Source organism: Deinococcus sp. Arct2-2, assembly GCF_004801315.1.
GTDB lineage: Bacteria > Deinococcota > Deinococci > Deinococcales > Deinococcaceae > Deinococcus.
Genome location: NZ_SSNW01000056.1, coordinates 1 through 26,018, shown reverse-complemented (window position 1 = coordinate 26,018; position 26,018 = coordinate 1). Strand labels below are relative to the sequence as shown.

23 protein-coding genes are annotated in these 26,018 nt (G+C 61.8%); 16 read left to right on the top strand and 7 right to left on the bottom strand.

Annotated features, from left to right (window positions below; translation table 11 throughout):
• The first annotated feature begins 74 nt into the window (after positions 1 to 74).
• From E7T06_RS18635 to E7T06_RS18585, 11 genes are all read left to right on the top strand, one after another.
• Complete coding sequence (locus tag E7T06_RS18635) at positions 75 to 743, top strand: ABC transporter ATP-binding protein (protein ID WP_136367263.1); 669 nt, start codon at positions 75 to 77, stop codon at positions 741 to 743.
• Positions 733 to 1,527 carry a heme exporter protein CcmB gene (locus E7T06_RS18630; RefSeq protein WP_136367262.1) on the top strand — a complete coding sequence of 265 codons (795 nt, stop codon included), beginning with the start codon at positions 733 to 735 and terminating at the stop codon, positions 1,525 to 1,527. The genes E7T06_RS18635 and E7T06_RS18630 overlap by 11 nt, the downstream gene beginning before the upstream one ends.
• Positions 1,528 to 1,707: 180 nt before the next feature.
• Positions 1,708 to 2,283, top strand: coding sequence for a tRNA (adenosine(37)-N6)-threonylcarbamoyltransferase complex dimerization subunit type 1 TsaB (gene tsaB, locus E7T06_RS18625; RefSeq protein WP_240741178.1), 576 nt, complete (start codon positions 1,708 to 1,710; stop codon positions 2,281 to 2,283).
• A gap of 276 nt (positions 2,284 to 2,559) precedes the next feature.
• A complete protein-coding gene (locus E7T06_RS18620) occupies positions 2,560 to 3,804 on the top strand; it encodes an ABC transporter substrate-binding protein (protein WP_240741177.1) in 1,245 nt (414 codons plus the stop codon).
• Between the two features lie 348 nt (positions 3,805 to 4,152).
• Positions 4,153 to 5,085 carry a sugar ABC transporter permease gene (locus E7T06_RS18615; protein ID WP_136367260.1) on the top strand — a complete coding sequence of 311 codons (933 nt, stop codon included), beginning with the start codon at positions 4,153 to 4,155 and terminating at the stop codon, positions 5,083 to 5,085.
• A gap of 1 nt (position 5,086) precedes the next feature.
• On the top strand, positions 5,087 to 5,932 hold the full coding sequence (locus E7T06_RS18610) for a carbohydrate ABC transporter permease (RefSeq protein ID WP_136367259.1): 846 nt from the start codon (positions 5,087 to 5,089) through the stop codon (positions 5,930 to 5,932).
• Positions 5,929 to 6,414, top strand: coding sequence for a hypothetical protein (locus E7T06_RS18605; RefSeq protein ID WP_136367258.1), 486 nt, complete (start codon positions 5,929 to 5,931; stop codon positions 6,412 to 6,414). Before E7T06_RS18610 ends, E7T06_RS18605 begins: the two co-directional genes overlap by 4 nt.
• A complete protein-coding gene (locus tag E7T06_RS18600; protein ID WP_136367257.1) occupies positions 6,411 to 7,538 on the top strand; it encodes an LLM class flavin-dependent oxidoreductase in 1,128 nt (375 codons plus the stop codon). Before E7T06_RS18605 ends, E7T06_RS18600 begins: the two co-directional genes overlap by 4 nt.
• A gap of 284 nt (positions 7,539 to 7,822) precedes the next feature.
• Complete coding sequence (locus E7T06_RS18595) at positions 7,823 to 9,394, top strand: ABC transporter ATP-binding protein (RefSeq protein ID WP_240741176.1); 1,572 nt, start codon at positions 7,823 to 7,825, stop codon at positions 9,392 to 9,394.
• Positions 9,391 to 10,473: an ABC transporter permease gene (locus tag E7T06_RS18590; RefSeq protein ID WP_136367256.1), complete on the top strand. Its 1,083-nt coding sequence runs from the start codon at positions 9,391 to 9,393 to the stop codon at positions 10,471 to 10,473. Before E7T06_RS18595 ends, E7T06_RS18590 begins: the two co-directional genes overlap by 4 nt.
• The gene (locus E7T06_RS18585; protein ID WP_136367255.1) at positions 10,466 to 11,356 is read left to right on the top strand and encodes an ABC transporter permease; all 891 of its coding nucleotides are present in this window, start codon (positions 10,466 to 10,468) and stop codon (positions 11,354 to 11,356) included. The genes E7T06_RS18590 and E7T06_RS18585 overlap by 8 nt, the downstream gene beginning before the upstream one ends.
• 85 nt (positions 11,357 to 11,441) lie before the next feature.
• Here E7T06_RS18585 and E7T06_RS18580 read toward each other — a convergent pair whose 3' ends face one another.
• Entirely contained in the window at positions 11,442 to 12,002 is a 561-nt protein-coding gene (locus E7T06_RS18580; RefSeq protein WP_240741179.1) for a protein-methionine-sulfoxide reductase heme-binding subunit MsrQ, read from the bottom strand.
• Between the two features lie 145 nt (positions 12,003 to 12,147).
• The gene (msrP, locus tag E7T06_RS18575; protein WP_136367253.1) at positions 12,148 to 13,164 is read right to left on the bottom strand and encodes a protein-methionine-sulfoxide reductase catalytic subunit MsrP; all 1,017 of its coding nucleotides are present in this window, start codon (positions 13,162 to 13,164) and stop codon (positions 12,148 to 12,150) included.
• Positions 13,165 to 13,512: 348 nt separating this feature from the next.
• On the opposite strand from msrP, the gene guaA reads away from it, so the two are divergent.
• Positions 13,513 to 15,045 (top strand): glutamine-hydrolyzing GMP synthase, encoded by a 1,533-nt coding sequence (guaA, locus tag E7T06_RS18570; RefSeq protein ID WP_136367252.1) that lies wholly within the window; start codon positions 13,513 to 13,515, stop codon positions 15,043 to 15,045.
• 75 nt (positions 15,046 to 15,120) lie between these two features.
• Complete coding sequence (locus tag E7T06_RS18565) at positions 15,121 to 15,795, top strand: MBL fold metallo-hydrolase (RefSeq protein ID WP_136367251.1); 675 nt, start codon at positions 15,121 to 15,123, stop codon at positions 15,793 to 15,795.
• Between the two features lie 94 nt (positions 15,796 to 15,889).
• On the opposite strand, the gene E7T06_RS18560 is transcribed toward E7T06_RS18565, so the two are convergent.
• The 5 genes from E7T06_RS18560 to E7T06_RS18540 form a co-directional block, all read right to left on the bottom strand.
• Positions 15,890 to 17,074, bottom strand: a complete 1,185-nt coding sequence (locus tag E7T06_RS18560; protein WP_240741175.1) for a BMP family ABC transporter substrate-binding protein — start codon at positions 17,072 to 17,074, stop codon at positions 15,890 to 15,892.
• 229 nt (positions 17,075 to 17,303) lie between these two features.
• Complete coding sequence (locus tag E7T06_RS18555; RefSeq protein WP_136367250.1) at positions 17,304 to 19,313, bottom strand: hypothetical protein; 2,010 nt, start codon at positions 19,311 to 19,313, stop codon at positions 17,304 to 17,306.
• Positions 19,314 to 19,746: 433 nt separating this feature from the next.
• A complete protein-coding gene (locus E7T06_RS18550) occupies positions 19,747 to 20,856 on the bottom strand; it encodes a phosphohydrolase (RefSeq protein WP_240741174.1) in 1,110 nt (369 codons plus the stop codon).
• Between the two features lie 286 nt (positions 20,857 to 21,142).
• Positions 21,143 to 21,940, bottom strand: coding sequence for an enoyl-CoA hydratase-related protein (locus E7T06_RS18545; RefSeq protein ID WP_136367249.1), 798 nt, complete (start codon positions 21,938 to 21,940; stop codon positions 21,143 to 21,145).
• 95 nt (positions 21,941 to 22,035) lie between these two features.
• Positions 22,036 to 22,764 carry a purine-nucleoside phosphorylase gene (locus E7T06_RS18540; protein WP_136367248.1) on the bottom strand — a complete coding sequence of 243 codons (729 nt, stop codon included), beginning with the start codon at positions 22,762 to 22,764 and terminating at the stop codon, positions 22,036 to 22,038.
• Between the two features lie 430 nt (positions 22,765 to 23,194).
• On the opposite strand from E7T06_RS18540, the gene E7T06_RS18535 reads away from it, so the two are divergent.
• The 3 genes from E7T06_RS18535 to E7T06_RS18525 all read left to right on the top strand — a co-directional run bounded on the left by E7T06_RS18535 (position 23,195) and on the right by E7T06_RS18525 (position 25,820).
• Complete coding sequence (locus E7T06_RS18535) at positions 23,195 to 24,463, top strand: S-layer homology domain-containing protein (protein ID WP_136367247.1); 1,269 nt, start codon at positions 23,195 to 23,197, stop codon at positions 24,461 to 24,463.
• Between the two features lie 240 nt (positions 24,464 to 24,703).
• Entirely contained in the window at positions 24,704 to 25,234 is a 531-nt protein-coding gene (locus tag E7T06_RS18530; RefSeq protein ID WP_136367246.1) for a phosphoribosyltransferase family protein, read from the top strand.
• 55 nt (positions 25,235 to 25,289) lie between these two features.
• Entirely contained in the window at positions 25,290 to 25,820 is a 531-nt protein-coding gene (locus E7T06_RS18525; RefSeq protein WP_136367245.1) for a phosphoribosyltransferase family protein, read from the top strand.
• The last annotated feature ends 198 nt before the right edge of the window (positions 25,821 to 26,018 follow it).

The window sequence follows — 26,018 nt, the reverse complement described above, 5'->3', positions numbered from 1 at the left end:
GGTGGGTGGATCGTGGATTGTAGGAGCAGGTGTGAGGCTCTTGAAATTTTGGACGGCCCATAGCAGGACGCAAAATGTCTAAACCCGCGCCATCCACGCTCCCCCACGCCGTCCAGTTGCGCGGCGTCTGGCTCCGCTTGGGCCGCGAAGTCATTTTGCGGGGGCTGGATTTGGATATCCCGGCCGGAAGCGGCGTGACCTTGCTGGGCGAAAACGGCGCGGGCAAAACAACCCTCCTGCGCCTGATTTCTTCGGGCCTGAAGCCTACACGCGGAGAAGGCCGTGTGCTGGGATTTGATCTACGCGATGGGCGGGCCGTGCGCGACTGCGTACACCTGATGCCCGTAGATGCAGGCCTGTATCCCGATCTGACGGGAGAAGAAAACCTGAGTTTTGCTCTACAAATGCACAGTTTGAAAGGAGACGCGGCCTCGGCCCTGCGCCGGGTAGGGCTGGAACGGGCGGGGGCACGGCGGGTGCGCTTTTTATCAGCAGGAATGCGGAAGCGGCTGGCACTGGCCCGCGCTCACTTGCTGGCCCGCCCAATTACTTTGGTTGATGAACCCTTTGCCAATCTGGACGACGCCGGACGCCAACTGACACTTGACCTGTTGGGCGAGCTGTCTGGGCGCGGCGTGACCCTGCTGATTGCCGCCCACGAACCGCAACTGGCACGGCAAGTGGCCCCGCGTGCGCTTCGGCTGGCAGCGGGCGTGCTGAGCGAGGACAATTATGGCGGGTGAAAAGAACGTGGAAAGTAGGGTGTGGATCGTGGAACAAGATGTTCTGACCACGATCCACGATCCACCCACCACACTCCACACCCCACGATCCGCCTTCCAAACCGTGCTGACGGTAGCCGCCAAAGACCTGCGCGTGGCTGGGCGCACCCGTGACGCGCTGCTGGCGACTGGGTTTTTTGCCGGATTGGTGCTGCTGGTGCTGGGGCTGGCCCTCACCGGCGGCGTGACCAGATCAGACGATCAGGCGGCGGCGTTGGCATCGGGCGCAGTTTGGACAGCCCTCGCTTTGGCCGCCGCCGTGGGCGCTCAGCGGGCCTTTGCACAGGAGCAGGAGGCTGGGGCGCTAGAGCAACTGACCCTCTATCCGGGGGCGCACGGGGCGCTGTATCTGGGCAAGTTGCTGGGCGTGCTGGGGCCACTCTTACTGGTGGCAGCGCTGGCCGTGCCGATGGGCCTGATCCTGTTTGGCGCGGCGGGCGCGGGCCGTGCTGTGCCTTGGCCCGCGCTGGCGCTCCTGACCGTGCTGGGCGTGCTGGGCTTTGCTGCCGGAACCACCTTCTACGGCAGCATCACTGTCAGCTTGCGAGCGCGTGAGGCCCTGCTGCCCGCGCTGGCCTTCCCCATTTTGGTACCGGTGGTCATTTCTACCGTGAAAGCCACTACCCTGCTTCTGCAAACGGGCTGGACGCCGGAAGTGACAGCGTGGGTGGGCTTCTTAGCCGCGTTCGACATAGGCACGGTCATTTTGGCAACGCTGCTGTTTCCTTACGCGGTGGAGGGGTAGGGACGCTGTGCGCCGTGAGTGGTGAGTAGATCGTGGAACGTGGAAAAAGCAAAAACAACCGCAGCCGCTTGATGGGAAGTGAACCAAGCGATTGCCTTACCTTAGACCCTAGACCTTTAGACCCTTAGACAATTCACCCACAATCCTCAATCCCCTCCCCTGCGCCCTACAATTCCCCCCGTGACCCTCTCCCCTACTCCTATTACCTTGGCACTCGATACCGCTACTCCGTTTCTGACGTTGGCGCTGGTGTGGCCGGGTGGCGTGCGGGTCTGGTCTGCCGAGGTAGGCCGCGCCCATGCCGAGCGGGTGGCGGGCGCGGTGGCCGAACTGTTTGCAGAGGCCGAGTTGCCACTACGGGCAGGGCGCATCGTGATCGGCACGGGGCCGGGGTCTTATACGGGCGTGCGGGTGGGCGCAAGCTACGCGCTGGGGCTGGCGCGGGTGTGGGGCGCAGAGGTGGTGGGCGTGCCCACGCTAGAAGGGCTGGTGCGCGGGCCAGACGGCGTGAAGCTGTCGGGCGAGGTGGCCGTATCGCTGGATGCCCGGCGCGGCAACGTGTACGGCGCGGTGTACCGGGTAGAGGCGGGCGTGGTGGCTGAAGTCATTCACGCGCCCGAAAAGCAGAGCATGGAAGAATTTCAGAGTCGGGCGGCGGGATTGCCTCACTTTCATGACGGCCCACCAAGTGGAGAAGCCTTGCTGCGGGCGGGGCTGGCGCACGGGCATACAGACTGGGCACTGTCCTATCTCTGATGACGGTTCCAACATAATTCGCAGGCCAGTCAGAGTAGGGCGACACTGGAAATTGTGTGATATAGATTCTTCAACCTTACTTGCACAATCCCGCCCGAACTGTGGAATGGCTCTTGACCCGTTGGCCCCGTGTCAGCCTGTCTTTTTGGCAACCGCTTTGGCTGGAGCAGGGGGAGGCAGTGGGGTGGGCGGCATCATCTGGCCCAGCCTATGAATTGTTGATAGGATCGGTCATCTGTTCTGGGGTCAACTCTGACCCGCACTGGAGGCTTGACTATGCGAACCACTCTGCGAACCCGTCTTGTTCTGACCACCGCCCTGCTGCTGAGTTCTGCGGCCAGCGCCGCCACCACCACCCTCAACGTGTTCATGGGCAGCCAGCAGCGCCCCGAAATCTTCCAACCGCTGTTTGACCGCTTTCAGAAGCAGAACCCGAATATCAAGATCAAGATCGAAACGGGCGGGGCCACCAGCGAGGCGCAAAATCAGTACCTCACCACTGTGCTGGCCGCCAAAGACAACACGCTGGATATCTTCTTGATCGACGTGGTGCGTACCGCGACGTTTGCCGCCGCAGGGTGGGCCGAACCGCTCGACGCCTACGTACCCAACAAAGACGTGTACCTGAAAGCCTTCCTTGCTGGCCCGGTAAATGCAGCAAGTGTAGGCGGCAAGTTGTATGCCATGCCCGCCTTCACCGACGCGCAATTCCTGTATTACCGCAAAGATTTGCTAGCCAAGTACAACGCCAAAGCCCCTAAAACGTGGGAAGAATTGGCCGCCACCGCCGCCCGCATTCAGAAGGCCGAGGGTGGCAACTTGCAGGGCTTCAACTTTCAGGGTGCGCCCATTGAAGGCACCGTTTGCAACTTCCTTGAGATGACATGGACGGGCGGCGGCAACGTGAACGACGTGACCAGTGCCGCCGCTAAACAGGGCCTCGGCTTTTTGGTGAACGCCGTGAAAACCAAATTGGCCCCCGCCGCCAGCAGCGAAATGAAAACCGACGACAGCCGCCAGCAGTTTCAAGCCGGAAACGTCTTGTTCGGCCTGAACTGGAGCTACGCTTGGGCGCACTTTCAGGGCAGCAGCCCCCAGCCCACCAAGGTCAAGGGCGATGTGGGCGTGGTTGCCATTCCCGCCTTCGGCAAAAACAGCACCGCCACTTGCACGGGCGGCTGGCAATGGGCCGTGAGCGCGTACAGCCGCAACAAAGCCGCGAGTGCCAAGCTGCTGCAATTTATGGCCAGCAGCGATATCCAGAAAGAAATGGCGATTAAAGGCGCGTACCTGCCCATCCGCAAGAGCCTATACAACGACGCTGGAGTTGTAGCCGCTAACCCCCACTTCAAGAGCCTGTTCTCCATCGTGACCAAGGCCCGCCCGCGTCCCATTACGCCCAACTACCCCCGCGTCAGCGAGATTATTCGCAACAACGTATCGGCAGCGGTGGCCGGAAGCAAGACCGTAGATGTAGCACTGGCCGAAATGCAGCGGGATTTGGAGCCTTTGCTGAAGTAAGGGCGCTGGTCTAAGAAGAGCGGTTCCTGGGGGCGGTTGAAGTTGGCGTTGGAAGGTGAACCCCCCCGTTGCTGTGCAACGCCCCCCCTTGAGGGGAGGACTAAAAGCTGTTGTGCTCCCCTTGACTGGGACAGCCCGAAGGGAGGGGGGCTGGCTGCGGAGCAGACTGGGGGGTTTGCCTTTCAACTCTGCGCGTAAACCCCCCCGTTGCTCACGCAACGCCCCCCCTTAGAGGGGAGGACAACTGCCCCCTTCGTGTTTGCTCTTAGACCCTCGACCCTTTGACCCTTAGACGCCCCACCAAGTTAGCTAAATCGATTCACCCCCTCACCAAAGCGAGGTTTGTGCATGGCTCTCCCTTCCCGATCCACCTCGCTTCCAGCCAAGCCGCACCGCTTTCGCCGCGAGCCTTCCGAGGGCTGGCTGGCCGTGATGTTGCTGGCCCCCGCCGCTCTGCTGCTGTGCGGAGTGCTGCTGTTTCCCATGATTACGACTCTGCGCGACAGCCTGTTCGTGAACAAACTGACCGAGCCGGGGCTGGGCACGCCGTTTGTAGGCTTCAAGCAATACGTGCAGATGTTCGGCGATCCCCGCTTTGGGCAGGCGCTCCGCAATACCCTGTTTTTTGGCGTGCTGACCGTTGTCGGCTCATTCCTCGTCGGCATTCCGATGGCACTGGCCGCGCATACCCCTAGCCGCGTGCGGGGGCTGGCGCGGGTGGCCCTGCTGCTGCCGTGGGCCATGCCGCCCGTAATCACCGGGCTTATTTTCGCGTGGCTGTTCAATGGGCAATACGGCGTGTTCAACGACCTGCTGGTACGCACGGGCATCATTCAGGAGCCGCTGCGTTGGTTGTCTACGCCGGGGCTGGCGGTGGCCGCAATGGTCATCACGATTGTCTGGAAAACCAGTTCCTTCGTGGCCCTGATCGTGCTGGGCGGCTTGCAGGGCATTCCCCGCGAACTCACCGAGGCCGCCGATGTGGACGGCGCGACGCGGGTACAGTCCTTCTTCCGCATCATTTTGCCCATGCTTGCCCCCAGTCTAGCGGTGGCCTTCATCTTCCGCTCGATTAGCGCCGTGCAGGTCTTCGATATTCCGTACACCTTCATTCAGCAGGCTCCGGCGCAGGGGTTATTGGAAACCTTGGGCGTGTACATCTACCGCACTTCTATCGAGTTTCTGGATTTTGGCTACGCAGCAACTCTCAGCGTGGCTCTGTTTGCCGTGAGTTTGGCCGTCACTGCCGTCTACGTGCGCTTCGTGCGCGGGGGGGACTGACATGGAAGACGCACCCCCACGCCTCTCGCCGCTGGAACGGGCGGGCCGCTGGCTGGGCCTCAGCGCCCTCATTCTCGGCGGGTTTTTTCCCTTCATCTGGATGGTACTGACCTCCATCAAGACAGAGGGCGAGTTGCAGAAATTCCCCGTGCAATACCTGCCGAGTGCGCTGAATTTCTCCAATTACGCGCAGGTCTTCACCGAGCAGCCGTTTGCCCGCTTTTTTTTCAACTCCCTCACCGTCAGTTTGCTCAGTACCGTACTGGCTATCGTGGTGGCGGCGCCCGCCGCCTACGCCCTCTCGCGCCTGAATATTCGGGGCCGGGGCGTGCTGCTGACTGTCGTGGTGGCCTTTTCCATGTTTCCGGTAGTCAGCTTACTGGTACCCCTCTTCCGGCTGATGCGAGGCGCGTCGCTGCTCAATTCGTATCCGGCGCTGATTTTGCCCTACGCGGCCCTCAGCCTGCCCGTTGCTATCCTGACACTGGTGGCCTTCTTCAGCTCCATTCCGCGTGACCTCGAATCGGCGGCGATGGTGGACGGTTCCACCCGCTTCGGCGCACTGACCCGCGTGGTGCTGCCCCTTTCGGCCCCCGGCGTCGTCACGGCGGCGCTGCTGGTCTTCGTCAATTCTTGGAATGAATTCCTGCTGGCGCTCAGTTTCAATACCCGCCTGAGTATGCGAACCGTGTCGGTGGGCGTCACGCTGTATCAGGGCGAGTTCGCCTTTCCGTGGCCGCTGATCGCCGCCGCTGTGGTCATTGCCACCGTGCCTATCGTGGTGCTGATCGCCGTGTTCCAAAAACGCTTTGTGGCGGGGTTGACGGCGGGGGGCGTGAAGGCGTGAGCTATATTCCACTGCCGCCAATTCAGCATCTTCCACGCCTCAAAGTGCAACAAGAACTCTGGGGAGAGCAGTTTGATCTCAGCGAATATCTGAATAAAAAAGGCAATCGTGACCTTGCCGTAGCTTTCGCAAGTTTATTTTGGCCGCAGTTCATCGAAGTTGATGGCTGTATTTTGCGTGCTGAAAACTATGATCCAGTAAGCTTTCAGAATTGGATGAAATCAACAGAGGGCAACCGCAGTCAGGTCGAAAGCGTCTTAAATCATTTACACGTCTATGATTTGTTCCAAGATGACCTAGAACATCCTTTAGAAGTCTATGAATATCTTGCCCAAATTTTGCATCGCACTTGGCAGGCGGCGCTTACAGAGCAGTTTCCTGACAAGAAATTTAAATTCCATTATGCCACTGAGCCGGACGATTACGGCCCAACTCTGTACTTTTGGCAAGACCGTCAAGAGGAGCAAGGAGCAACCCCATGACCCAACCTTCCCAGTCCGAATTCCTGTGGTTCTTGCAACTCTCCCGCGACGGCGAATTCATCGGCACTCGCGAGAAGCCGCCGCGTAAGCCCACGCTACCCTACATTTCCAGCCTGATCGAAACGGCGGGCGAGGCCGGATTCGACGCCCTACTGACCGCTACCAACTACCACTCCGAGCATGAAAACTACACGGCGGCGGTGGCAGCGTTGGCCCGCACTGCCGCCACCGATCCGGCGCTCCTGATCGCGGTGCGGCCCGGTATGTTCCATCCGGCCATGTACGCCAAGATGCTGGCGACCCTGCAAAACCTGTTTCCGGGGCGGGTGCGCCTGAACATCGTGACCGGAAGCAGCCCCGCCGAGAATGCCATGTACGGCGACAACGAGGATCACGCCCGCCGCTACGAGCGCACCCGCGAATTTATGACCATCCTGCGCCAACTCTGGACGCAGCCGCCGCCGCAGTCGTTCCAATCCGACCTGTACCACTTCGAGAAGGCCGTCCTAGACCCCGCCCCCGTGCAACCGATTCCGCTGTATTTTGGCGGCGCTTCCCCGGTGGCGCAGCAGATTGCCGCCGACTTGGCCGACGTGTACCTGATGTGGGGCGAGCGCGAAGACATGCTGGCCGAGCGTCTGACGCAGATGCGGGCGCTGGAAGCCCAGACCGGGCGAAAGCTGCGCTACGGCCTGCGAACCCACGTCATCGTGCGCGAAACCGAGGCCGAGGCCCGCGCCGCCGCCCAACGCCTGATCAGCCGGGTTGACCCAGCGGTGCGGGCGGCATTTGTGGCGAGTTATGCCTATGTGGACGGCGTGGGCCAGCAGCGCCAAATAGAGCTGCTGTCGGGCGTGGGCGACGATTTGATGGTGGAACCGGGCCTGTGGGCGGGCGTGGGCATGGCCCGCAGCGGCGTCGGCGTGGCCCTGATCGGCAGCCCGGAACAGGTGGCCGCCAAAATCCGGCGGTATGAGGAGATGGGCTTCAGCTCGTTTATTTTCAGCGGGTATCCGCACTTAGAGGAATCCCGGCGCTTTGGCGAACTGGTGATGCCACTGCTGAAGGGCAAGGCCGAAGAACTGCGCGTGATTCACAGCGACGAGGTTGCGCCTGTTGCGTAAGGAATCAGGCCAGCTCTAACGGCGGGGGCTGAGGCTTCCGCCTTTTTCCTTCGCCCAAGCCGGATTGCATTTACTTAGACGCCGTACTACTATGCAATACAACTCACAATTTTTAGCTTGGGCTGACCGGACTGAACCGCCAGTGGTCTGACTGTGCCCGCGCAGAGTGCAAACGAGTCAGGATAGGCTCTGGCTGTGCTGTTCCATCACACTCAAGACTGTCTGGGATTTTTGCCGCCACACCATCCACTCACACCCTCTCCCCTTCTTTCTGGACGGTGACTGTGACCCAAAGCGTAACGCAGACCAAACAAACCAATTCTTCCCCGCCTGCCTTGCGTTTGCGCGGCATCACCAAGCGGTTTCCCGGCGTGGTTGCCAACGACAACGTAGACCTGACCGTAGACGCGGGCGAAGTCTTGGCGCTACTGGGTGAAAACGGCGCGGGCAAAAGCACCCTGATCTCCATTCTGTACGGCCTTTATCAGCCCGATGAGGGCACGGTGGAATTGCGCGGCCAGCCCGTGCGCGTGACCAGCCCAGCGCAGGCGCTCAAGCTGGGCATTGGGCTGGTGCCTCAGCATCCGCTGCTCGTGGCGCGGCATACGGTGGCCGAAAACCTCGCACTCGGCGGGGGCAGCGGCCTGTTTCCAGCGCGGGGCGTGGCCGGGCGGGTGCGCGAACTGTCGGGCAAATACGGCCTAGAAGTGAATCCGCAGGCCCGCGTGTCTGACCTCTCGCCCGGAGAAAAGCAGCGGGTAGAGATCGTGCGGGCGCTGATGCGGGGGGCGCAGGTGCTGATCTTGGATGAGCCGACTAGCGTGCTGACTCCGCAGGAAGCCGACGCCCTGTTCCGCGTGATGCGCGAGCTGAAGGCCGATGGACGCAGCCTGATTTTCATCTCTCATAAGCTAGATGAAGTGCTGGCGGTGGCTGACCGCGTGACGGTACTGCGGCGCGGCAAAGTGGTGGGCGGGCGCGATACGGCGGGCGCGACCCGCGAGGATTTGGCCGAGATGATGGTGGGCCGCAGCGTGGACTTTACCCGCAAACGCCTAGCCGCTGCGAGGCCAGAAACGCCGCTGCTGACGGTGCGGAACCTGACCGCACTGGGCGCACGCGGCCTGCCTGCCCTGCGCGGCGTCAGCTTTGAGTTGCGTCAGGGCGAGGTCTTGGGCGTGGCCGGAATCGCGGGCAACGGCCAGAGCGAACTGGTGGAAGTGCTGGCTGGACTGCACGCTTCCGGGGGTGAAGTGACGCTGGCGGGACAACCCCTGACCGGAAATGCCGACGAACGCTTTCGCGGCGGCGTGGCCCATATTCCCGAAGACCGGATTCATTCCGGCACCGTACCGACCATGACGGTGGCCGAGAATCTGGCCCTGCGCGACTATGCGCGTGCGCCGCTGGCAAGGGGGCTGGCCCGTGACCTAGCGGCCACCGATGCGCGGGCGCGGCAGGATGTGGAGGCCTACGCCGTCGCCACTCCCGGCATTCATACCCCCAGCCGCCTGCTGAGTGGCGGCAACATTCAAAAGCTGATTTTGGCGCGGGAACTGAACGGTTCGCCCAAACTGATTTTGGCCGTTCACCCCACTTACGGGCTAGATATTGGGGCCACCGATCAGGTTCACCGGGTGCTGCTGGAGCGCACCGAAGGCGGCGCAGGCGTGCTGTTGGTGAGCGAGGATTTGGATGAATTGCTGAGCCTGTCTGACCGAATTGGCGTGATGGTAGGCGGCGAGTTGCGCGGGCCGTTCCCGGTGGCCGAAGTGACGCGGGAATCGTTGGGAATGATGATGGGCGGGGCACATCCGACGGTGATTCCCGGCGCAGATCAGGGGGTCATTGCATGAGATTTACTGCCCTGTCTGCCCCGTCTGCCGCCCGCGCTGCTTGGGTCACGTTGGCCGCCGTAGTGGTAGCGCTCCTGCTGTGCGCCCTGATTTTCGTGTTCTACGGCGTCAGCCCCGGCACGGTCTACGGCACGATGCTGCGCGGCACGCTGGGCGATTCCACCGGATTGGCCGAAGTTGCCCGCCGCACCATTCCGCTGCTGCTGATCGGCTCCGGGCTGGCACTGGCGTTTCGCGCCCAATTTTTTAACATCGGGGCAGAAGGACAACTGCTGTTGGGCGCAGTGTTTGCGGCGGGCACAGGGCTGTTTGTGCCGCTGCCTGGGCCGCTGCTGCTGCCCGCCATGTTCATCATGGGTGCGGTGGGCGGCGGGCTGTGGGCCGGAATTGCCGCGTGGCTGCGCCGCCTGAACGTGAACGAGATTCTGAGTACCCTGATGCTGAACTATATTGCCGTCGCGGTGGTGACCTACCTGATCGCGGGGCCGTGGAAGGGCAAAGAGGTGCGCGGGTACATCTACACCGACCTATTCCCCGAAAATGGATTTTTGGCCGTGATTCCCGGCACGCAGGTGCATTGGCCCACGCTGGTGCTGGGGGTGGCGGGCGCACTGGCGCTGCAATGGGTGCTCAGCCGCTCTACCTTTGGCTACGCCCTGCGCGTGGTGGGCGAAAATCCCGGCGCGGCGCGGTATGTGGGCCTCAGCGCGGGCCGGGTGGCAACCACGGTGGCCCTGATCACGGGCGGCATGGCGGGCCTAGCAGGCGCGGGCGAAGTAGCGGGCATCCATCACCGCCTGCTGGAAGCCGGACAACTTAGCCTCGGCTACGGCTTTACTGCCGTGATCGTGGCGTGGCTGGCACGCGGGAACCCGGCGCTGTGCCTGATCACGGCCCCAGTTATGGCGATTATTCTGGCAGGCGGCGACCTGCTCAAGATTGACCTGAACATGCCCTTCCGCGTGGTGGACGTGTTCAGCGGCGTCATTTTGCTGTGCCTGATCAGTTCCGAGGTGTTTATCAGAAACCGGGTGACGTGGGGTACAGGCCGTCCCGCAGGGAGTAAAGCAAATGGATAACGTCTTTGTGGAAGCGCTGGTACGTGCGCTGGCCGTGGGCACGCCGCTCCTTCTGGCTAGCCTCGGCGCAATTTTGAACGAGCGGGGCGGCGTGGTAAATCTGGGCGTAGAAGGGATGATGGCGGTGGGTGCGCTGGCAGCCTTCGCGGTGGCGGTTGCGCCGGGGGGAAATCTGTGGCTGGCGGTGCTGGCAGCGGCGGCGGCGGGGGCACTGTTGGCCGCGCTGCACGCCCTTGCCACTGTCACTTTGCGAGCCAATCAGTTTGTGAGTGGGCTGGCGTTGGCCCTGCTGGGTACCGGCGCGGCGGGCTTGTTGGGCAAACGCTACGAGGGTGCGCCTCTGTTTAACAAGGTGCCCGATTGGAATTTGGGCGGATTCGTCATCAGTCCGTTCACGGTGTTCGCTTTGCTGCTGGCGGGCGCTTTAGCTTTTTACCTCAACTCCACCCGCTCCGGCCTTACGCTACGTTCGGTGGGAGAAAACCCCGCCGCCGCCGACGTATTGGGCGTGAACGTGGGCCGGGTTCGCACGCTGGCGGTGCTGGCCGGGGGCGCGTTGGCGGGCGTGGCCGGAGCTTTTCTGGCCCTCAGCTACCGCGCATCGTGGGCCGACAACATGACCGCCGGACTGGGTTGGATCGCCGTCGCGTTGGTCATTTTCGTAGGCTGGCGGCCTCTTCGCGCCATCTTGGGAGCCTTGTTTTTCGGCGTGCTGTACTACTTGCAGTTCCGTCTTCAGGGCAACAGCCCCATTCCCACCGAGGTCTTTTCGGCCATGCCCTTCGTGCTGGTGCTGGTGGTGCTGGCGCTGGCGGGCTTGCGCGGGCAGCAGGGCGACGCTCCGGCGGGATTGGGGCGGGCGTATATGCGGGGGGAAAGATAGGGGCAGGATCGTGGAGTGTAGAACGTGGATCGTGGGGCAACAGCCAAACCACGATCCACGTTCTATGATCTACCCTCTTTTTCCACTACGCCCTCACCACTGACCGCCGCGCCTTCTTGCGTCCCAGTAGTCTCAAACCAAACAACATGGCAATCACCAACGCAGCAATCAACGGCGGCGTGTGATCTTTTTTCACGCCCCACCAGTAGTGCAGCGCCCCTAGACTGACCGCCAGATACGCAAGCTGATGCAGCCGCGTCCAGCGGGCGAATCCTAAGCGTTTGACGGATTTAGGCGTGCTGGTCAGGGCCAGCGGCAGCAGCAGCAGCAGCGCCGTAAATCCTGCGGTCACGAAGGGGCGCTTAATTACATCTTCAGTCACTGTGGACAGCGTGAAGCCTTGATCGAACAGGTAGATCAGGAAATGCAGGACGCCGTAGCCGAACGCCAGCAGGCCGAGGCTTTTGCGGATACGGGCGGGCCATGTCCAACCCTTGCCGCCCGCCAAGCCCAATCGCGCTGTGACCAAACGTAGCGGTGTGGCGGCCAACGACAAAATCAGCAGGGCCAAACACAGCAGGCCCGTTTGCAATTCGGCCCGCTGGACTGGGTTTGCCCCTAATGCGCCTGTGTAGGCATCCCACATCAGGACGGCTATGGGGACTGAACCGCCTACTGTGACGGCGGGAACCAGCCATGCCAGCGGCTTGGATGCCGTGCGCCGTACCGGGGCTTTGACCGCCCCTGCCGAAGCTTGCAAGAGAGGTTTGCTCATCCGCGTTTCCCCAACATCAGTAGAACTTCTTCAAGTCCATGCCCTTATACAGGCCCGCCACTTGCTCGGCGTAGCCGTTGAAGGGCAGGGTCTTGCGGCGGCTCAGTTCACCAATTCGGCGCTCTGTGGCCTGACTCCAGCGAGGGTGCGGCACAGCGGGATTCACGTTGGCAAAAAAGCCGTATTCGTCGGGTGCGGCAATGCTCCACGTCGTCTTGGGCTGCTTCTCGGTCAGCGTAATCCGCACGATGGACTTGATGCTCTTGAAGCCGTATTTCCACGGCACGGCCAGTCGCAGCGGTGCGCCGTTTTGACCGGGCAGCACGCGGCCTTGCAGTCCCACCGCCATGAATGCCAGCGGGTGCAGAGCTTCATCTAGCCGCAGGGCTTCCACGTAAGGCCAGTCCAGCACACGGCTGCGTTGGCCGGGAAACTGCTTGGGATCGTTCAGGGCCGTGAATTGCACGTATTTGGCCTTGCCGGTGGGTTCCATGCGCCGAATCAGGGCGGCCAGCGGAAAGCCCAGCCACGGCATCACCATCGACCAGCCTTCTACACAGCGCATCCGGTAAATGCGGTCTTCAAGGGGGAACCACGACTGGAGGGTGTCTATGTCGACGGTCTGGGGCTTGCGAACCTCGCCGTCGATTTTTACCGTCCACGGGCGCACTTTCAGCGATCCGGCGAGGCGGGCGGGATCGGCTTTGTCGGTGCCAAATTCGTAAAAGTTGTTGTAGCTGGTGGCCTGCGCGTAGGGCGTGACGGGTTCGCTGGTGTCGTATGGGCCAAGTGGGCGGCGCACTTGCCCCTGTGCCAAGTCTCCAAACTCGCCGGGAGCAGCCTCGGCAGCGGCTCCGGGCCTGCGCGTCAGCAGTTCTAGGCCACCGCCCAACGCCGCCACCGTCCCCGAAAACATGGCCGCAGACCGCAAAAACTCCCGGCGCGGGTTGACGATACGGGATGGGCTTTCTTGGGTGGCTTGATCGTCGTTGGGCAAGTCGTCGCGGTCATGGTCAGGGGGCAAAATGGTCATGGATTCTCCTTGAAGACGGGCAAAAGCTCGGAGCGGGTACGGGCAGACAGGGGCAGACAGGGGCAGACTTACTAAGCTATACGCATTTTGGGCGCAAACGGTTCACTTTTCCGCAGCATCGGTGGGAATTGGGGAAAATTTTGGGCGGTGGGCTGTAAGTCGTGAACTTCGTACAGTGTGGGCCGCCGCCTCTCAAATCCTTGTCACAAGCCTGAAGCGCTCATAGCTGTTGCGCTCCCCTTGAGGGGGGCTGGCTGCGAAGCAGACTGGGGGGTTGGCTTGTCTGCCTCCAGCCCTATCTGCCCCGCCCCGCTACCCCCACCGCCGCGCCGTGAAACAATCGAGGGCGTGAGCGTTGTCATTTTGGATTTCGGCAGTCAATTTACCCGCCTGATCGCGCGGCGGTTCCGTGAACTGGGGGCGTATTCAGTGATTTTGCCCGGCACGGCCAGCCTAGAGCGGATCGCGCAGGAGAACCCTCAGGGCATTGTCCTTTCGGGTGGCCCCAGCAGCGTGTACGACGAGGCGGCTCCCCGTCCGGCGGCTGGTGTGCTGGACTTGCCCGTACCGATTCTGGGCGTCTGCTACGGCATGCAGTTTTTGGCGCAGCAGGCGGGCGGTACGGTGGCGCGGGCGGGCAGGCGGGAATACGGCAAGGCCGACCTGACCCGCTACAGCGGCCAACTCTTCGAGGGCATCGCGGGCGAATTCGTGGCGTGGATGAGTCACAGCGACTCGGTCACGGCTCTCCCTGCTGGCTACGAAGTGGTGGCCGAAACCTTGGACACACCCGTGACTGCTATCGAAAACAATGTAACCCGGCGCTACGGCGTGCAGTTTCACCCCGAAGTCGTGCATACGCCCAAAGGTGGGCAACTCCTCGCCAATTTCCTCGGTATTTGCGGCATAGAGCGCGACTGGAACGCCGAACACATCGTGGAAGATTTGATTGAAGGCGTGCGGGCACAGGTGGGCGACGGGCGGGTGCTGCTGGCGATCAGCGGCGGCGTGGATTCCAGCACGTTGGGTCTGCTGCTGGCGCGGGCGGTAGGCGAAAAACTGACGGCGGTGTTTATAGATCATGGTCTGCTGCGACTGGGCGAGCGTGAACAGGTGGAAGCCGCGCTGCTGCCCCTCGGCGTGAATCTGATTACCGTGGACGCCCGCACCGAATTCATGGGCGCACTGACGGGTGTGTCTGACCCGGAGCAAAAACGTAAGATCATTGGCCGCGAGTTTATCCGGGCCTTTGAGCGGGAAGCCCGCATTCACGGCCCCTTCGACTATCTGGCGCAGGGCACGCTGTATCCCGACGTGATCGAGAGCGCGGGCGGCCTGCATTCCGAGAAATCGGGCGCGGCCAACATCAAGAGCCACCATAATGTGGGCGGCCTGCCCGACGATCTGGCCTTCAAATTGGTGGAACCCTTCCGCACGCTGTTTAAGGATGAAGTGCGCGAAATTGCCCGCCTGCTGGGGCTGCCCGAACACATCCGTATGCGGCACCCCTTCCCCGGCCCCGGCCTCGCCATCCGCGTGATTGGGGCCATCAGCGAAGAAAAACTGGATATTTTGCGGCGTGTAGACGACATCTTTATTTCTGGCCTGCGCGAATTTGGGCTGTACGACGGCTGCTCTCAGGCGCTGGCGGTTCTGACCCCCATTCAGTCGGTGGGCGTGATGGGCGATGAGCGCACCTACAGCTACACGGCGGCGCTGCGGGCCGTGACCACCGACGACTTTATGACGGCGGAGTGGGCACGCCTGCCCTACGATTTTCTCGCCACCATGAGCAACCGGATCGTGAACCACGTTCACGAGATCAACCGCGTGGTGTACGACATTACCGGCAAGCCGCCCGCTACGATTGAATGGGAATGATCTGAGCGGACGCCCGCCTACAGGCCAGCAAACGTTGCCTTTGTGGGCGGGCTAGATGTGCCATCATCCACCCTCGTGACCGCTTTTCCCGTAGACCTCCTCTCCCGTGAAGGCGTGCAGATTCGGCGCATGTACGCCAACGTGTTTCTACTTTCCAGCCCACAAGGGCGCTTGCTCGTAGACACCGGAGCGCTGAACTACGCCCCAGCTTTTTCCCGTCTGCTGCGTCAGTTTCGGCCCGACGCGGTGCTGGTCACGCACGCACATGTGGATCATGCGGGCGGGGCATTTGTGGCGGCGCGGCTGGGCTTACCCCTGCTGGCGCACCCGCTGGAACACTCTCAACTGACGGGCCAGCGCCATGAGTTGCCCTACCCCGCCGGGATGCCGGGTGTAGGAGCCATCATTTCGCGCCTGCATCCCAAAGTGCCCGCCGGGGCGCTGACCTCTGTGGAAGTGGGTCAAGAAATCTTGGGCTGGGAAGTCCTCCATTTGCCCGGACATTCACACGGCCAGATTGGGCTGATGAGGAACGGCGTGCTGATCGCTGCCGATGCCGTTTTATCTGCGCCTGACGGCAAGGGGGGAAGGCGGGCCGCCCTACCCCACGCGCCCTACAACGCCGACCATGCACAGGCACTTCAGACCCTAAAGCGCATAGCGGAGATGGAGTTGCGGGTGATTTTGCCGGGGCACGGCGGGCCGCTGACGCCGGAGCAGGTGCGGGAGAGGGCAGGAAGGGACAGCTAGATCGTGGAAAAAGAGCGTGTGGGAGACTTTGATTCTGTCTCTCACACGCTCTTTATTGATGCTCGGGTTACGCTACTGCTTACAACCCACGTCTTTACTTCGGCTCGTCGGCCACCTGACCTGCCACACCGGGGGCTACCCAGCTCATGTTGTTCAGGTCGCCAATGGAGCTGGTTTTGCCAGCAGGCACGCGCAGCACGCCGTTGCGGTCTTTGATCGGGCCGTTGTAGGGGTCAAATTTCCCGCCCTTCTCCATGTCGGCTTTCAGGGCCATCACGCGGTCATACACACTGACCTGCTTGCCGTTCACAGTCATTTTGGCGGCTTTCAGTTGAGGCACCCACTTGGGATTGATCGCCATGCCGTCTTGTGCGCCGAGTTCCACCGAGCCGCCCTTCAGCAGGTTCCAGTAGTCTACGCTTTGAAGGTTTTTGGTGGTGTACTTGCCCGCCCGCACTTTGGTCAGGAAGTCGATGTAAATCTTTTCCCAGTGCACCAATTGGCCGCTGACCACGTAGTCGGGGGCGAATTTGTACATAGGGCTGTAATGCCCGAACGACGGCACTTTGCGGGCGGCGGCGGTCTGCACCACAGTGGCCGTGTCTTCGGTGAAGGCCAGCGCGTCGTTGCCTTCGCTGATCAGGGCTTCGGCGGCTTCGCGGGCTTTGTTCGGATCAACCCACGCATTGATCCACTTCACGTTCACGACGGCGCGGGGGTTTACAGCGCGTGCGCCGAGGGCAAAGGCGCTGATATGGCGCTTGAGTTCGGGAATGGGGAACGCGCCCACGTAGCCCAATTTGCCCGTTTTGCTCAGGGCGGCGGCCATCATGCCGTTCAGGTAGTAGATCTGATAGAAATCGGCCATATAGGTCGCCATGTTGGGCGCACGCTTAAAGCCACTGGTGTGGGCAAAAATGACGTTGGGGTACTTCTTGGCGGCTTCCAACGTCTGATCCATAAAGCCGAACGACGTGGTGAAAATGACCTGACACTTGTCTTTGACGAGGCGGTCAATGACCGGAGTTGCTTGGCCTTCCGGCACGCTCTCCACGTATTTAGTTTCCAGCCAAGGCAAGGCCTTTTCGGTCTTCTTGCGGGCCTCGTCGTGCGCGTAGCTCCAGCCGATGTCGCCCACTGGCCCCACGTAAATAAAGCAGGCCTTGAGCTTACCGGTAGCTTGGGCCTGTGCTGCGGGGCTGGCTGCCGTGCCCAAGAGCGCCAAAGTCACGGGAACGGTGGCGGCCAACATGGACATTTTCAGTGCGGGTTTCTTCATGAACATCCTCCGGGGAAGGGGTGCGCGGTGAGCTGACGCAGTGAGCTGAGAACAGCAAAACGGAATAGCTTGGCAAGGCAGAGCAACTTGACGCAGATTCAACCCAGCAATCTTAAATCTGCCTTCATTCTATGCAAATTGTCAGGGCAAGGTCTGACGCCTGACTCACAGACCTCTGACTCTGGGCAGGTTGATGAAGTAGCGGCCCCCAAGAACAGTTAGGGAACGGTTACGGCCCCAAGTCGATTCGGACGGGTTGCGACGTAGGAGCCGTGACGCTGAGCGTACCGGGCGCGTACCCATCGGCAGCCACACGCAAGCGGTACGTGCCGCGCACAGGCAAGTCGATTGGGCCGGGAGCCACCCCCAGTTCTTGGCCGGGCGTCAGGTTGGCTGCGGCTGGGGCATCGAGAACCGTCAGGCGGGCGGTGACTCCGGCTGCGCCCTGCACGGTAAACCGCACCGTGCAACAAGGCCCACTTGCTGCTGGAGTTTTGGCCGCAGGCAAGGCGAGGTAGGCCCAGACCGCGCCGCCGATGAGGAGCAGTGCAGCCAGCAAGGGCAGCAGCCAACGCGGAGCAGTCGCGGCACGGCGGGCCGGGGCAGTTTTGCCGGGGGCTTTCACCACGCGCCAAGAATCGTCTTCGGCCCAGCCGATGCGGATCGGTTCGCCCTGAGTGCGGCGGGCGGGCAGGCGGCCCACTTCCTGTGCTGCCCGTTGGTCTGGTTGCTCCGAGCCTTCTTGGTCAGCGCGTTCGGGCAGCAGGGGCGCTCGGCGCATAGAGGCGGGAACGCGCTCCACATTCACAGATGCGGGGAAGCGCATTCCCACCGTCTGCGGAGCCTCCGAATCCGCAGGAGGCAACTCCGGCAGATCGTCGAAGTCGATCTGAACCACGGCGGGCTGGGCCGCTTCTTGCTCGCGGCGGGCGGCGGCTTTGCGCTCTGCGGCGGCCCGGCTGTCCTGCATGGCCTGTGCGCGGCGTTCGTCGTTCTGGCGTTTGCGGCGTTCCTGCGGCGTTTCGGCCACACCGGGCGGCGCGTTGGAATAGGCCGACACAGGCGATACGGCGGGCAAAGTGGAAGGCTCCGGCTGGATTGGAGGCCGCACCGCCGTAATAGTCACGGCAGCGTCGGGCGCATCGGTACTCGGCTGGACGGTGTTCGGCTGAGCCGCACTGGGCTGGGCTGCACCGGGCTGGGTCAGGTCTATTTGGATGACGGCTGGGGCGCTCAGGTCTGCTTGACCGGGTTCTGGTTGTTTGGCGTCTGCTTGGCTTAAAACTTGCTGGGATGGAGACTGGACGGCAGGCTCGGCGGCGCTTCTCGGTTCCGAGTTGGCCCGCACGTCCTCTGCGGTCACCGGGTCTGCCACACGCGCGGGCACTTCGGGCAGGTGCGTGAACGCCACGTCTACCACCGCCAATTCCACCTTGCCCCAAGGCGCATCTGGCCCGGAGGGATGGGGAGCCGCAGTAGTGGCAGCAGAGGTGTTGGCGTCAGCAGGGTCAGGCCAAGACTCGCCCAAGATGATCGGTGTGCCGTCATGGAGCGGGGTGGGTGGAGTCGGCGGCGTTGCTGCCTCTGCTGGCTTGACCTCGACCTCTAGCGCACTGGTCTGGACTGGGGAAGGAGCAGCGTTTGCGGATGCAGAGCTTCCGGCCCCCGCACTCGCTTGCAACTGCGCCAACGCTGCCTGAGCCGTCAGCGTACCGGGGCTGTCCTTCAATGCCCGCACCGATTGGGGCACGCCGCCCAATGCGGCCAGAGCGTCGGCCAGCGCCCGCAAATCGTCTTCAGGCGATCCGGCCTCTGCTGACCAAGGCAGGCCCGCGCCCGCTAGTGCCACACGCCCGTCTACGCTCCACAGTTGCGAGGCACTTACGCCGCCGTGAACGAGGCCCGCGCCGTGCAGGGCAGCCAACCCCGCCAACGCCCCCCGCGCCGCCAGCACCGGGTCGGCGGCCAATACGGCGTGCAGCGGCAGTTCCGTCACCAAATAAGCGTCGTCGCCGTCCATCCCCTCATCGGAATAGGGCAGCAGGGCCGGATGATCGGGCAACTGCGGCACAGGCAGCGCGGAGGGCAGCACATGCACCAGCACAGGCATTCCGGTCAGACGGTCGGTGGCCCGTAGAGTACGAACTGTGGCCGGGCCTATCAGCGGGCCAACCACAGTTCCAGCCACATCACGGCCCGGCAGTTCGCGTGCGGCCACATAAGGACCTATCGGCTTCATTGTGGGCAAGTATACGGCGCACCGGGCCAGATATCGGGTGGGAACCGGGCCAGAGGGCGTCCATAGAGACTTTAGGGAACTAGCAGAAGCGGCGTGCCTGATCCCTCTGCACGCCGCCTCTGCATCTGAACCCGGTTTGCGCCGTTATTGATTCCTGCTCAGTTGGGCAAGGCTTGACTAAGGATGGAGCTGGAAGGTGAACCCCCCCGTTGCGGTGCAACGCCCCCCCTTGAGGGGAGGACTCCACATCTGTTGTGCTCCCCTCAAGGGGGGCTGGCTGCGAAGCAGACTGGGGGGTTCGCCCAGAATCGCCAATTCTGAACGTTGCTCAGTTATACAGGAATCGATAAGTTACAGCCGCCGCGCACCAGAACCAACCAAGCACGGGGCATTCAACCCACTTTCCAGACCTACCTCTTCACCTTATGTGCGCCTAACGGCTCTGAACGCCCGCTCCCAAAGTCTGCGTTACGGCGTCCTGCATCTTCTTTTGGCTGTCCTGCACTTCTACGGCCACCGTTTCGCCGCTCTCCAAGTCCATCACGAAATGATCGCCTTCCAGCCGCACCCGCGACAAGATCTGTTCGTCTCCTTGTGGGCGCGTGGTGGCCCGCAGTTCTACGTATTTCCGCATAGGCGTGCGAATCACCTTGGGGGCCAGCACTTCTTCCACCTGAAAAATGCCGCCGGAATTGTTCATGGTCACGCTGATCAGCACGGGCATAGTGCGGCCCCGCTCGATGACCACCTGATCGACGGCCAGCGCACTGATGGAATGGATATCCACGCTGCCCAGATTGAAGGCTTTGCGGCCCCGGCCTTTGGTGATGTCGGTTCCGTCCGCGACGGCCACGATGCCGCCCTCTAGGGTCAGCGGGGGCGGGTTCAGGTCGTGGCTGTTGATGGCTCCCAGAATAAAAGCCCGGATTTTGGCCCGCTTGAAGGGATCGGCATACAGCGGCCCCATGATCCGGTCAAGGATCGGCAGGGCCAGCGCCACGCCATGTCCTTCATGGCCTACGCGGTGAATCTGGTTGCCGATATCGTGCAGCATCGTGCCCAAAATGACGGTCAGAAACACGTCTTCGGCGTCGCCCACGCCCGATTCCATGATGTCTGTCTTCACGCCTGCATCCAGCATCAGTTCGGTTATGGCGAGGCTGGCGGCCCCGGTAATAAAGGCATGCACGCGCCCGTGATCGTTGTAGCCGAGCTTGCGCATGGTGATGTAGTTCGCCATGTCCCAGTGCGCCAATGCTTCCGGGTCTATCCGCAGCGCGTTGTAGGCGGCCAACGCTTTGGGATACGGCTCCAAATCTAATCGGATGGCCTGATTGGCTTCCTCAATCAGTTTCACACGGGGCGTCGCGTACTCCACCACTCGCCCCGGTTGTTTGCCCTCTACATCCTGCACCTTGCCGCCCGACACGTTCAGAGTAAATTTGGCGTCGCCTGCGCTGGAGTCGGCTTGTTCCAGTTCAGATTGCTCTGATGTCAGTTCGATAGCAGCGTTCTGCACGGGCAATTTGGAATCGTCGTTCATGTCTGTTCTCCCCTGCTGGCGCTCATCCCTTGCCCAGCTGACCCAGTTCACCCGAATGACTACGACGTTTCGAAAACGACCTATAGAAAACCCAGTATGAAAAACAAAATGGCCCGGCCTAAACCGGGCGCTCATTTCATCACAAGTGGTCTGACAAGAGCTTGAATGTGGGCTTGATACAGAACTTATTCCAGCACCTATCACAGCGTTCTAGAGGTTTTTGCACTTGCTCAGAACAGAGACTTTAGGGCCACTGCACCGTTCCTACTCACTACCTACAGTTCAATCACTCGCCCTGAAAATCTGCCGGGCGTTTTTCCAAGAAGGCCGCCGTGCCTTCGCGGAAGTCTTTGGTGGCGGTGGTCATGCCGAACAGATCGGCTTCGATTTCCATGCCGCCCTCTAAGGTCGTGTCCAGCCCGCGCCGCACAGCTTCCTTCACCAACGACAGGGCAATCGGCGCGTTTTTCAGGATTTGCTCGGCCACTTCGCGGGCCTTCATGAGAGGATCGTCGGCCACGTAGTTCACGAGGCCCATCATCAGGGCTTCTTCGGCCTTAACCTGACGGGCGGTGAGCATCATGTCCAGTGCGCGGCCCATGCCGATCAGGCGCGAAAGCCGCTGCGTGCCGCCGAAACCGGGAATCAGGCCCAGCGACACTTCGGGCAGGCCCAGACGGGCGGTAGGGCCAGCAATGCGGATATCGCAGGCCAGCGCCAATTCCAGCCCGCCGCCCAGTGCAAAGCCGTTGATGGCGGCGATGACCGGAATGGGCAGGCTGCTGATCTGATGCATCACGTCTTGCCCCGACAGGGACAGTTCGCGGCCCGCGTACACGCCGTCTACGTTGGAAAACTCGGCAATGTCGGCCCCGGCCACAAACGCCCGGTCGCCGCTGCCTGTAATGATCAATGCGCCAATTTCAGCGTTTTCGATCATCAGGTCAAGCGCCTGAGAAATCTCGCTGAGGGTGTCGCCGTTGAGGGCGTTCAGGGCTTTGGGCCGCGAAATGGTCAGCACAGCAATGGGGCCGTGTTGGTCGAGTTGCACGTTTTGAAAGTCGTATTCGTCGATCATGGTCATGCTGCTTATCCTGACACGGGCGGGGGAGTGTTGGCGTACAGGCGCAGTCTGAGAGTCTAGGGTCTAAGGGTCTGAGAAGGCGTGTGGGAAGAGATTTAGGCTTTCCGCCCTGCTGTGTCCAACCGCACCACAGCCTCCAGCGCCACTTGCACCATCCGGTCTACTCCGGCAGCCAGCACATCGCCGGGGACGAGTTGAGGGTCGCCGATATCGTTGCTGCACGTGGTCAGGCAGGCGGCGCGGAGGCCATGTAACGCGGCCACCAAAAAGATCGCGCTGGCTTCCATCTCGAAGCCCAACACTCCGCGAGAAGCCCACAGGCGGGCATGGTCAGGCGTGCTGGCATAGAAAGCGTCCTCGGTCATCACGAGGCCGATGTGGTGTGGGGCGTTCAGGGCGCGGGCCGCGTGTGCGGCGGCCTCTACGACTTCAAAGCTGGCGGCGGGAGCGTAGGGAGCGCCGCCCAACAGTTGGCGTGTGGTGCCGTCGTTGGGTACGGCAGCAGTGGCGATGACCAGATCGCCGGGGGCCACCGTAGGCGTCGCGCCGCCCAGTGTGCCTACCCGGATCAGGGTTTTGGCCCCCAACCGGGCCAATTCTTCGGTCACGATGGCCGCGCTGGGGCAGCCCATTCCGGTGGTCTGGATGCTGACGCGCATGCCTTTGTAAGTCCCGGTAAAGCCCAAGAGTTGGCGGTGGCTGGTGTACTCGGTCACGCCCTCTAGGTAGGTGGAGGCAATGTGCCGGGCGCGATTGGGATCGCCGGGCAACAGGACGTACTCGGCGACGTCGCCCGGTTGGGCACGAACATGAATCTGGCTCATGGGCCAAAGTATAGGGAGCGTGCCTTGATCTGGCGCAGGAACTGGACTTACAGCCCTCACTGGGCAGCTACACGGGCCAAAGCTGACTTTCCTTGATGAATGAACGTGTGTTAAACATACATTGCATGAGAAGTCTCTCATGAAGCCGAAGACTGAATGCTCTGACAGGTTTCTCATCTTAATCGTTGAAGACGCCGCTGTCAGGTCAAAAAGTCTTCTCATGTGAAAAGCCATATTTATCACACAGCTCTTATTTTTATGCACTTTCAGTCAGTTACGTGAAAACCTTCCAATTGCAGCGCAATCAACAGTCCGGTTGTTCACAGCGCGCTCACGCCAACTGCCTACGGTATGCACAGGCAGGGCAACGCTATGCGTACCCGTGCATCATTTCCTCGTCGTCCTCAATCCTCATTCAAGGAGAACCACCATGCGTAACACCTTTATTTTGTCTTCCCTGCTCGCTCTTGGCCTCGGCATGGCCAGCGCCCAAACCGATACCGCCGCTCCCGCCACCACTGCTGCTCCTGCAACGGCAGCCGCGCAAGTGGTGCAGTTCAACGACGTGCCTGCGGGCCACTGGGCCAAAGACGCCGTTGACCTGATCGTGCAGCGCGGCCTGATTCAGGGCTTCCCCGACGGCACCTTCCGTGGTAACGAGAACCTGACCCGTTACCAAGCCGCCCTCGTGTTCTACCGTCTCCTGCAAAGCGGTCAGCTCAGCAACAGCAGCCTCAGCTCCACCGACCTCGCCACCATTACCGCCGGTATGCAGGAAGTCAGCACCGAATTGGCCGCCATCAGCACCCGCGTGACCGATTTGGAAGCCCTGACCACCGAGCAGCAGGCCCGCATTACGGCGCTGGAAGGCCGAATTGACGCGCTGGGTACGCCTGCCGCCAATACCGCTAGCACCGACACCACCGCACTGACGGCCCGCATCGACGCGCTGGAAGCCGCCATCCGTAACATTCCTGCTGGCCCCGCTGGCCCTGCTGGCGCAACTGGCCCTGCCGGAGCCGCCGCCGACACCGCCGCCTTGGCCGCCCGCATCGCTGCCCTCGAAGCACGTGCAACCACGACCACCACGACTACGGGCGACACCAGCACCGGTACCGTGACCACCACTCCTCCTGTGACGACTCCTCCCACCACCGTCGTGATCGGCAACACCGACACCGTTGTGGACGCCGTTCGCAGCACCAACCTCTACGCTGGCGTCAGCGTGGGCGCACAGAACACTCAGGGCAACGACCCCTGCTACCTGCTGAACTCCAGTGGCCGCGCCGTCAACTTCTGCCTCTCCGGTGGCGCGATGATCGGTGCCAATAACGTCATCGGCCCCGTCGGTGTGCGCCTCTCCGCAGAGCACGTCCCCGGCAAGAACGGCTTCAACGCCGACATCAACGCCACCTACAGCCTGAACAACGGCAGCAACATCACGCCTTACGTGGGCGCAGGCTTGGGCCTCACCAGCAGCCGCACCCGTGCGAGCGCCACCACCAGCGCCAGCGACATCTACGCCAACGCGCTGGCCGGTGTGGACTTCCGCGTGACCGACAGCATCACCGCGTTCGTCGAAGCCGATGCCCGCTACTACCTCAGCAACAAGGGCGCTGGTACGGGCCTCGCCGGAACTGCCGCGACGGATCGTGGCTTCGGCGGCACCATCAAGACCGGCGTGAAGTTCTTCTTCTAAGCCTCCACTTTCTAAGCGATTGGGAACCTCGAAAGGGGTTCTCCTTTTTTGGCTCGGGCACAAAAGGCGGTCTGAGGGTCTAGGGGGTTGAGAGGGGCAAACCCTCGGCGTTTGTTTTCGTCTGGATCAGTCCTACACCGTTAGATTCAGGTATTGCCGATCTGAAGTGATCCGACTGTGGGCAACCGGAACAGACGAATATTCCACGTCCTCACCTTCCGGCCCTGTACACTCTGCCGTGTGAAAACCCATCATGTTCAGGTCGGCACCGTTTCGCGCGAGTTGCCTATCGTCGAAGTCGCGCCCGGCGTCAGCGTGGCGCTGTTCAATATGCTCGGAGACACCGAAGTGACCGAGGCGGCGGGCAAAGCGCTGGCCCTCTTGATTCCCGCAGACGTGGATATTCTAGTGACGCCAGAAGTCAAGGCGCTCTCGCTGGCGCACGTCATCAGCCGCGAATCGGGCAAGCCGTACATCGTGATTCGTAAAACGCAGAAGCCGTACATGGTAGACCCAGTGGTGCGCGAGGTGGTCAGCATCACGACGGGCAAGCCGCAAACGCTGGTGCTGGACGGCTTTGACGTGGAGAAAATCCGGGGCCGCAAAGTGGCGATCGTAGACGACGTGGTGAGCAGTGGCGGCACGCTGCATTCCATCTCGCAGATCATTCAGGAAGTGGGGGGCGAAGTGGCTGCCGTAATTGCCGTATTCACCGAAGGGCAGGAGCGCCCCGAAGTGACGGCGCTGGGGCATCTGCCACTGTTCACCTAAAACCGCGCCCACTGACCTGACGTTGCACTGGCCTTCGCCGCGCTACCTTAGGCGGGTGGAACAATTGAATGTAACTGTCGGGGCCGTAAGCCGTGACCTGCCTACTGTGCGTGTGGGCAGCACCGGGCGCGTGCCACTCGTAGAATTTATCGGCGATCCGGAATTTACCAACGCGGTAGCCGCCGAAATGGTGGCCCTGATTCCTGCCGGAACGGACATGCTGCTGTCGGTGGTCACCAATGCGCTGCCGCTCGTACACGAACTGAGTGACCGCAGCGGTATTCCCTACGTGGTGGTTCGCAAAAAGCGCCGCACTTACATGCAAGACCCACTGATCGTAGACGTGCCGAGCATGACGATGGGCGTATCGGAAACGTTGTGGCTGGACGGCCCGCATGCCGCGCGGCTGAAGGGCAAACGGGTCACGATTGTGCAAGACGTGATCGCCAGCGGGGGCACGGCTCAGGCGTTGGCACGGCTCACCGAGCGGGCGGGGGGCACAGTCAATGGTTTCTTGGCGGCCTTCAAGCAAGGGGAAACCAGCTTGCCGCTGCACTTTTTGCGGGAGTTGCCGAAAACGATCTGAGAGTGCTGTGTCTAAGGGTCTGAAGGTCTAGGGTGCTGGGGCGGGTTCACCGCTGAATTACTCGGCTCCCTCACTGTGAAAGCCGTCTCCCTCGCCAGTTGTAGGCAAAGGAGACGGCTTTCGCTTGCTGCCACTCTTTTCTTATACGGGCTCCGAATAAAAAGCTTTAGAATAGGGGGATCAAACAGACACTCTTGA

Excerpts from the sequence above, each read along its gene's own strand:
- E7T06_RS18610 (WP_136367259.1), top strand. The coding sequence starts at position 5,087 with ATGGAAGACGCACCCCCACGCCTCTCGCCGCTGGAACGGGCGGGCCGC.
- E7T06_RS18630 (WP_136367262.1), top strand. The coding sequence starts at position 733 with ATGGCGGGTGAAAAGAACGTGGAAAGTAGGGTGTGGATCGTGGAACAA.
- E7T06_RS18560 (WP_240741175.1), bottom strand. The coding sequence starts at position 17,074 with ATGAAGAAACCCGCACTGAAAATGTCCATGTTGGCCGCCACCGTTCCC.
- E7T06_RS18555 (WP_136367250.1), bottom strand. The coding sequence starts at position 19,313 with ATGAAGCCGATAGGTCCTTATGTGGCCGCACGCGAACTGCCGGGCCGT.
- E7T06_RS18540 (WP_136367248.1), bottom strand. The coding sequence starts at position 22,764 with ATGAGCCAGATTCATGTTCGTGCCCAACCGGGCGACGTCGCCGAGTAC.
- E7T06_RS18590 (WP_136367256.1), top strand. The coding sequence starts at position 9,391 with ATGAGATTTACTGCCCTGTCTGCCCCGTCTGCCGCCCGCGCTGCTTGG.
- E7T06_RS18580 (WP_240741179.1), bottom strand. The coding sequence starts at position 12,002 with ATGTGGGATGCCTACACAGGCGCATTAGGGGCAAACCCAGTCCAGCGG.
- E7T06_RS18635 (WP_136367263.1), top strand. The coding sequence starts at position 75 with ATGTCTAAACCCGCGCCATCCACGCTCCCCCACGCCGTCCAGTTGCGC.
- E7T06_RS18615 (WP_136367260.1), top strand. The coding sequence starts at position 4,153 with ATGGCTCTCCCTTCCCGATCCACCTCGCTTCCAGCCAAGCCGCACCGC.
- E7T06_RS18620 (WP_240741177.1), top strand. The coding sequence starts at position 2,560 with ATGCGAACCACTCTGCGAACCCGTCTTGTTCTGACCACCGCCCTGCTG.
- msrP (WP_136367253.1), bottom strand. The coding sequence starts at position 13,164 with ATGACCATTTTGCCCCCTGACCATGACCGCGACGACTTGCCCAACGAC.
- E7T06_RS18545 (WP_136367249.1), bottom strand. The coding sequence starts at position 21,940 with ATGACCATGATCGACGAATACGACTTTCAAAACGTGCAACTCGACCAA.
- E7T06_RS18585 (WP_136367255.1), top strand. The coding sequence starts at position 10,466 with ATGGATAACGTCTTTGTGGAAGCGCTGGTACGTGCGCTGGCCGTGGGC.
- E7T06_RS18600 (WP_136367257.1), top strand. The coding sequence starts at position 6,411 with ATGACCCAACCTTCCCAGTCCGAATTCCTGTGGTTCTTGCAACTCTCC.
- E7T06_RS18535 (WP_136367247.1), top strand. The coding sequence starts at position 23,195 with ATGCGTAACACCTTTATTTTGTCTTCCCTGCTCGCTCTTGGCCTCGGC.
- E7T06_RS18550 (WP_240741174.1), bottom strand. The coding sequence starts at position 20,856 with ATGAACGACGATTCCAAATTGCCCGTGCAGAACGCTGCTATCGAACTG.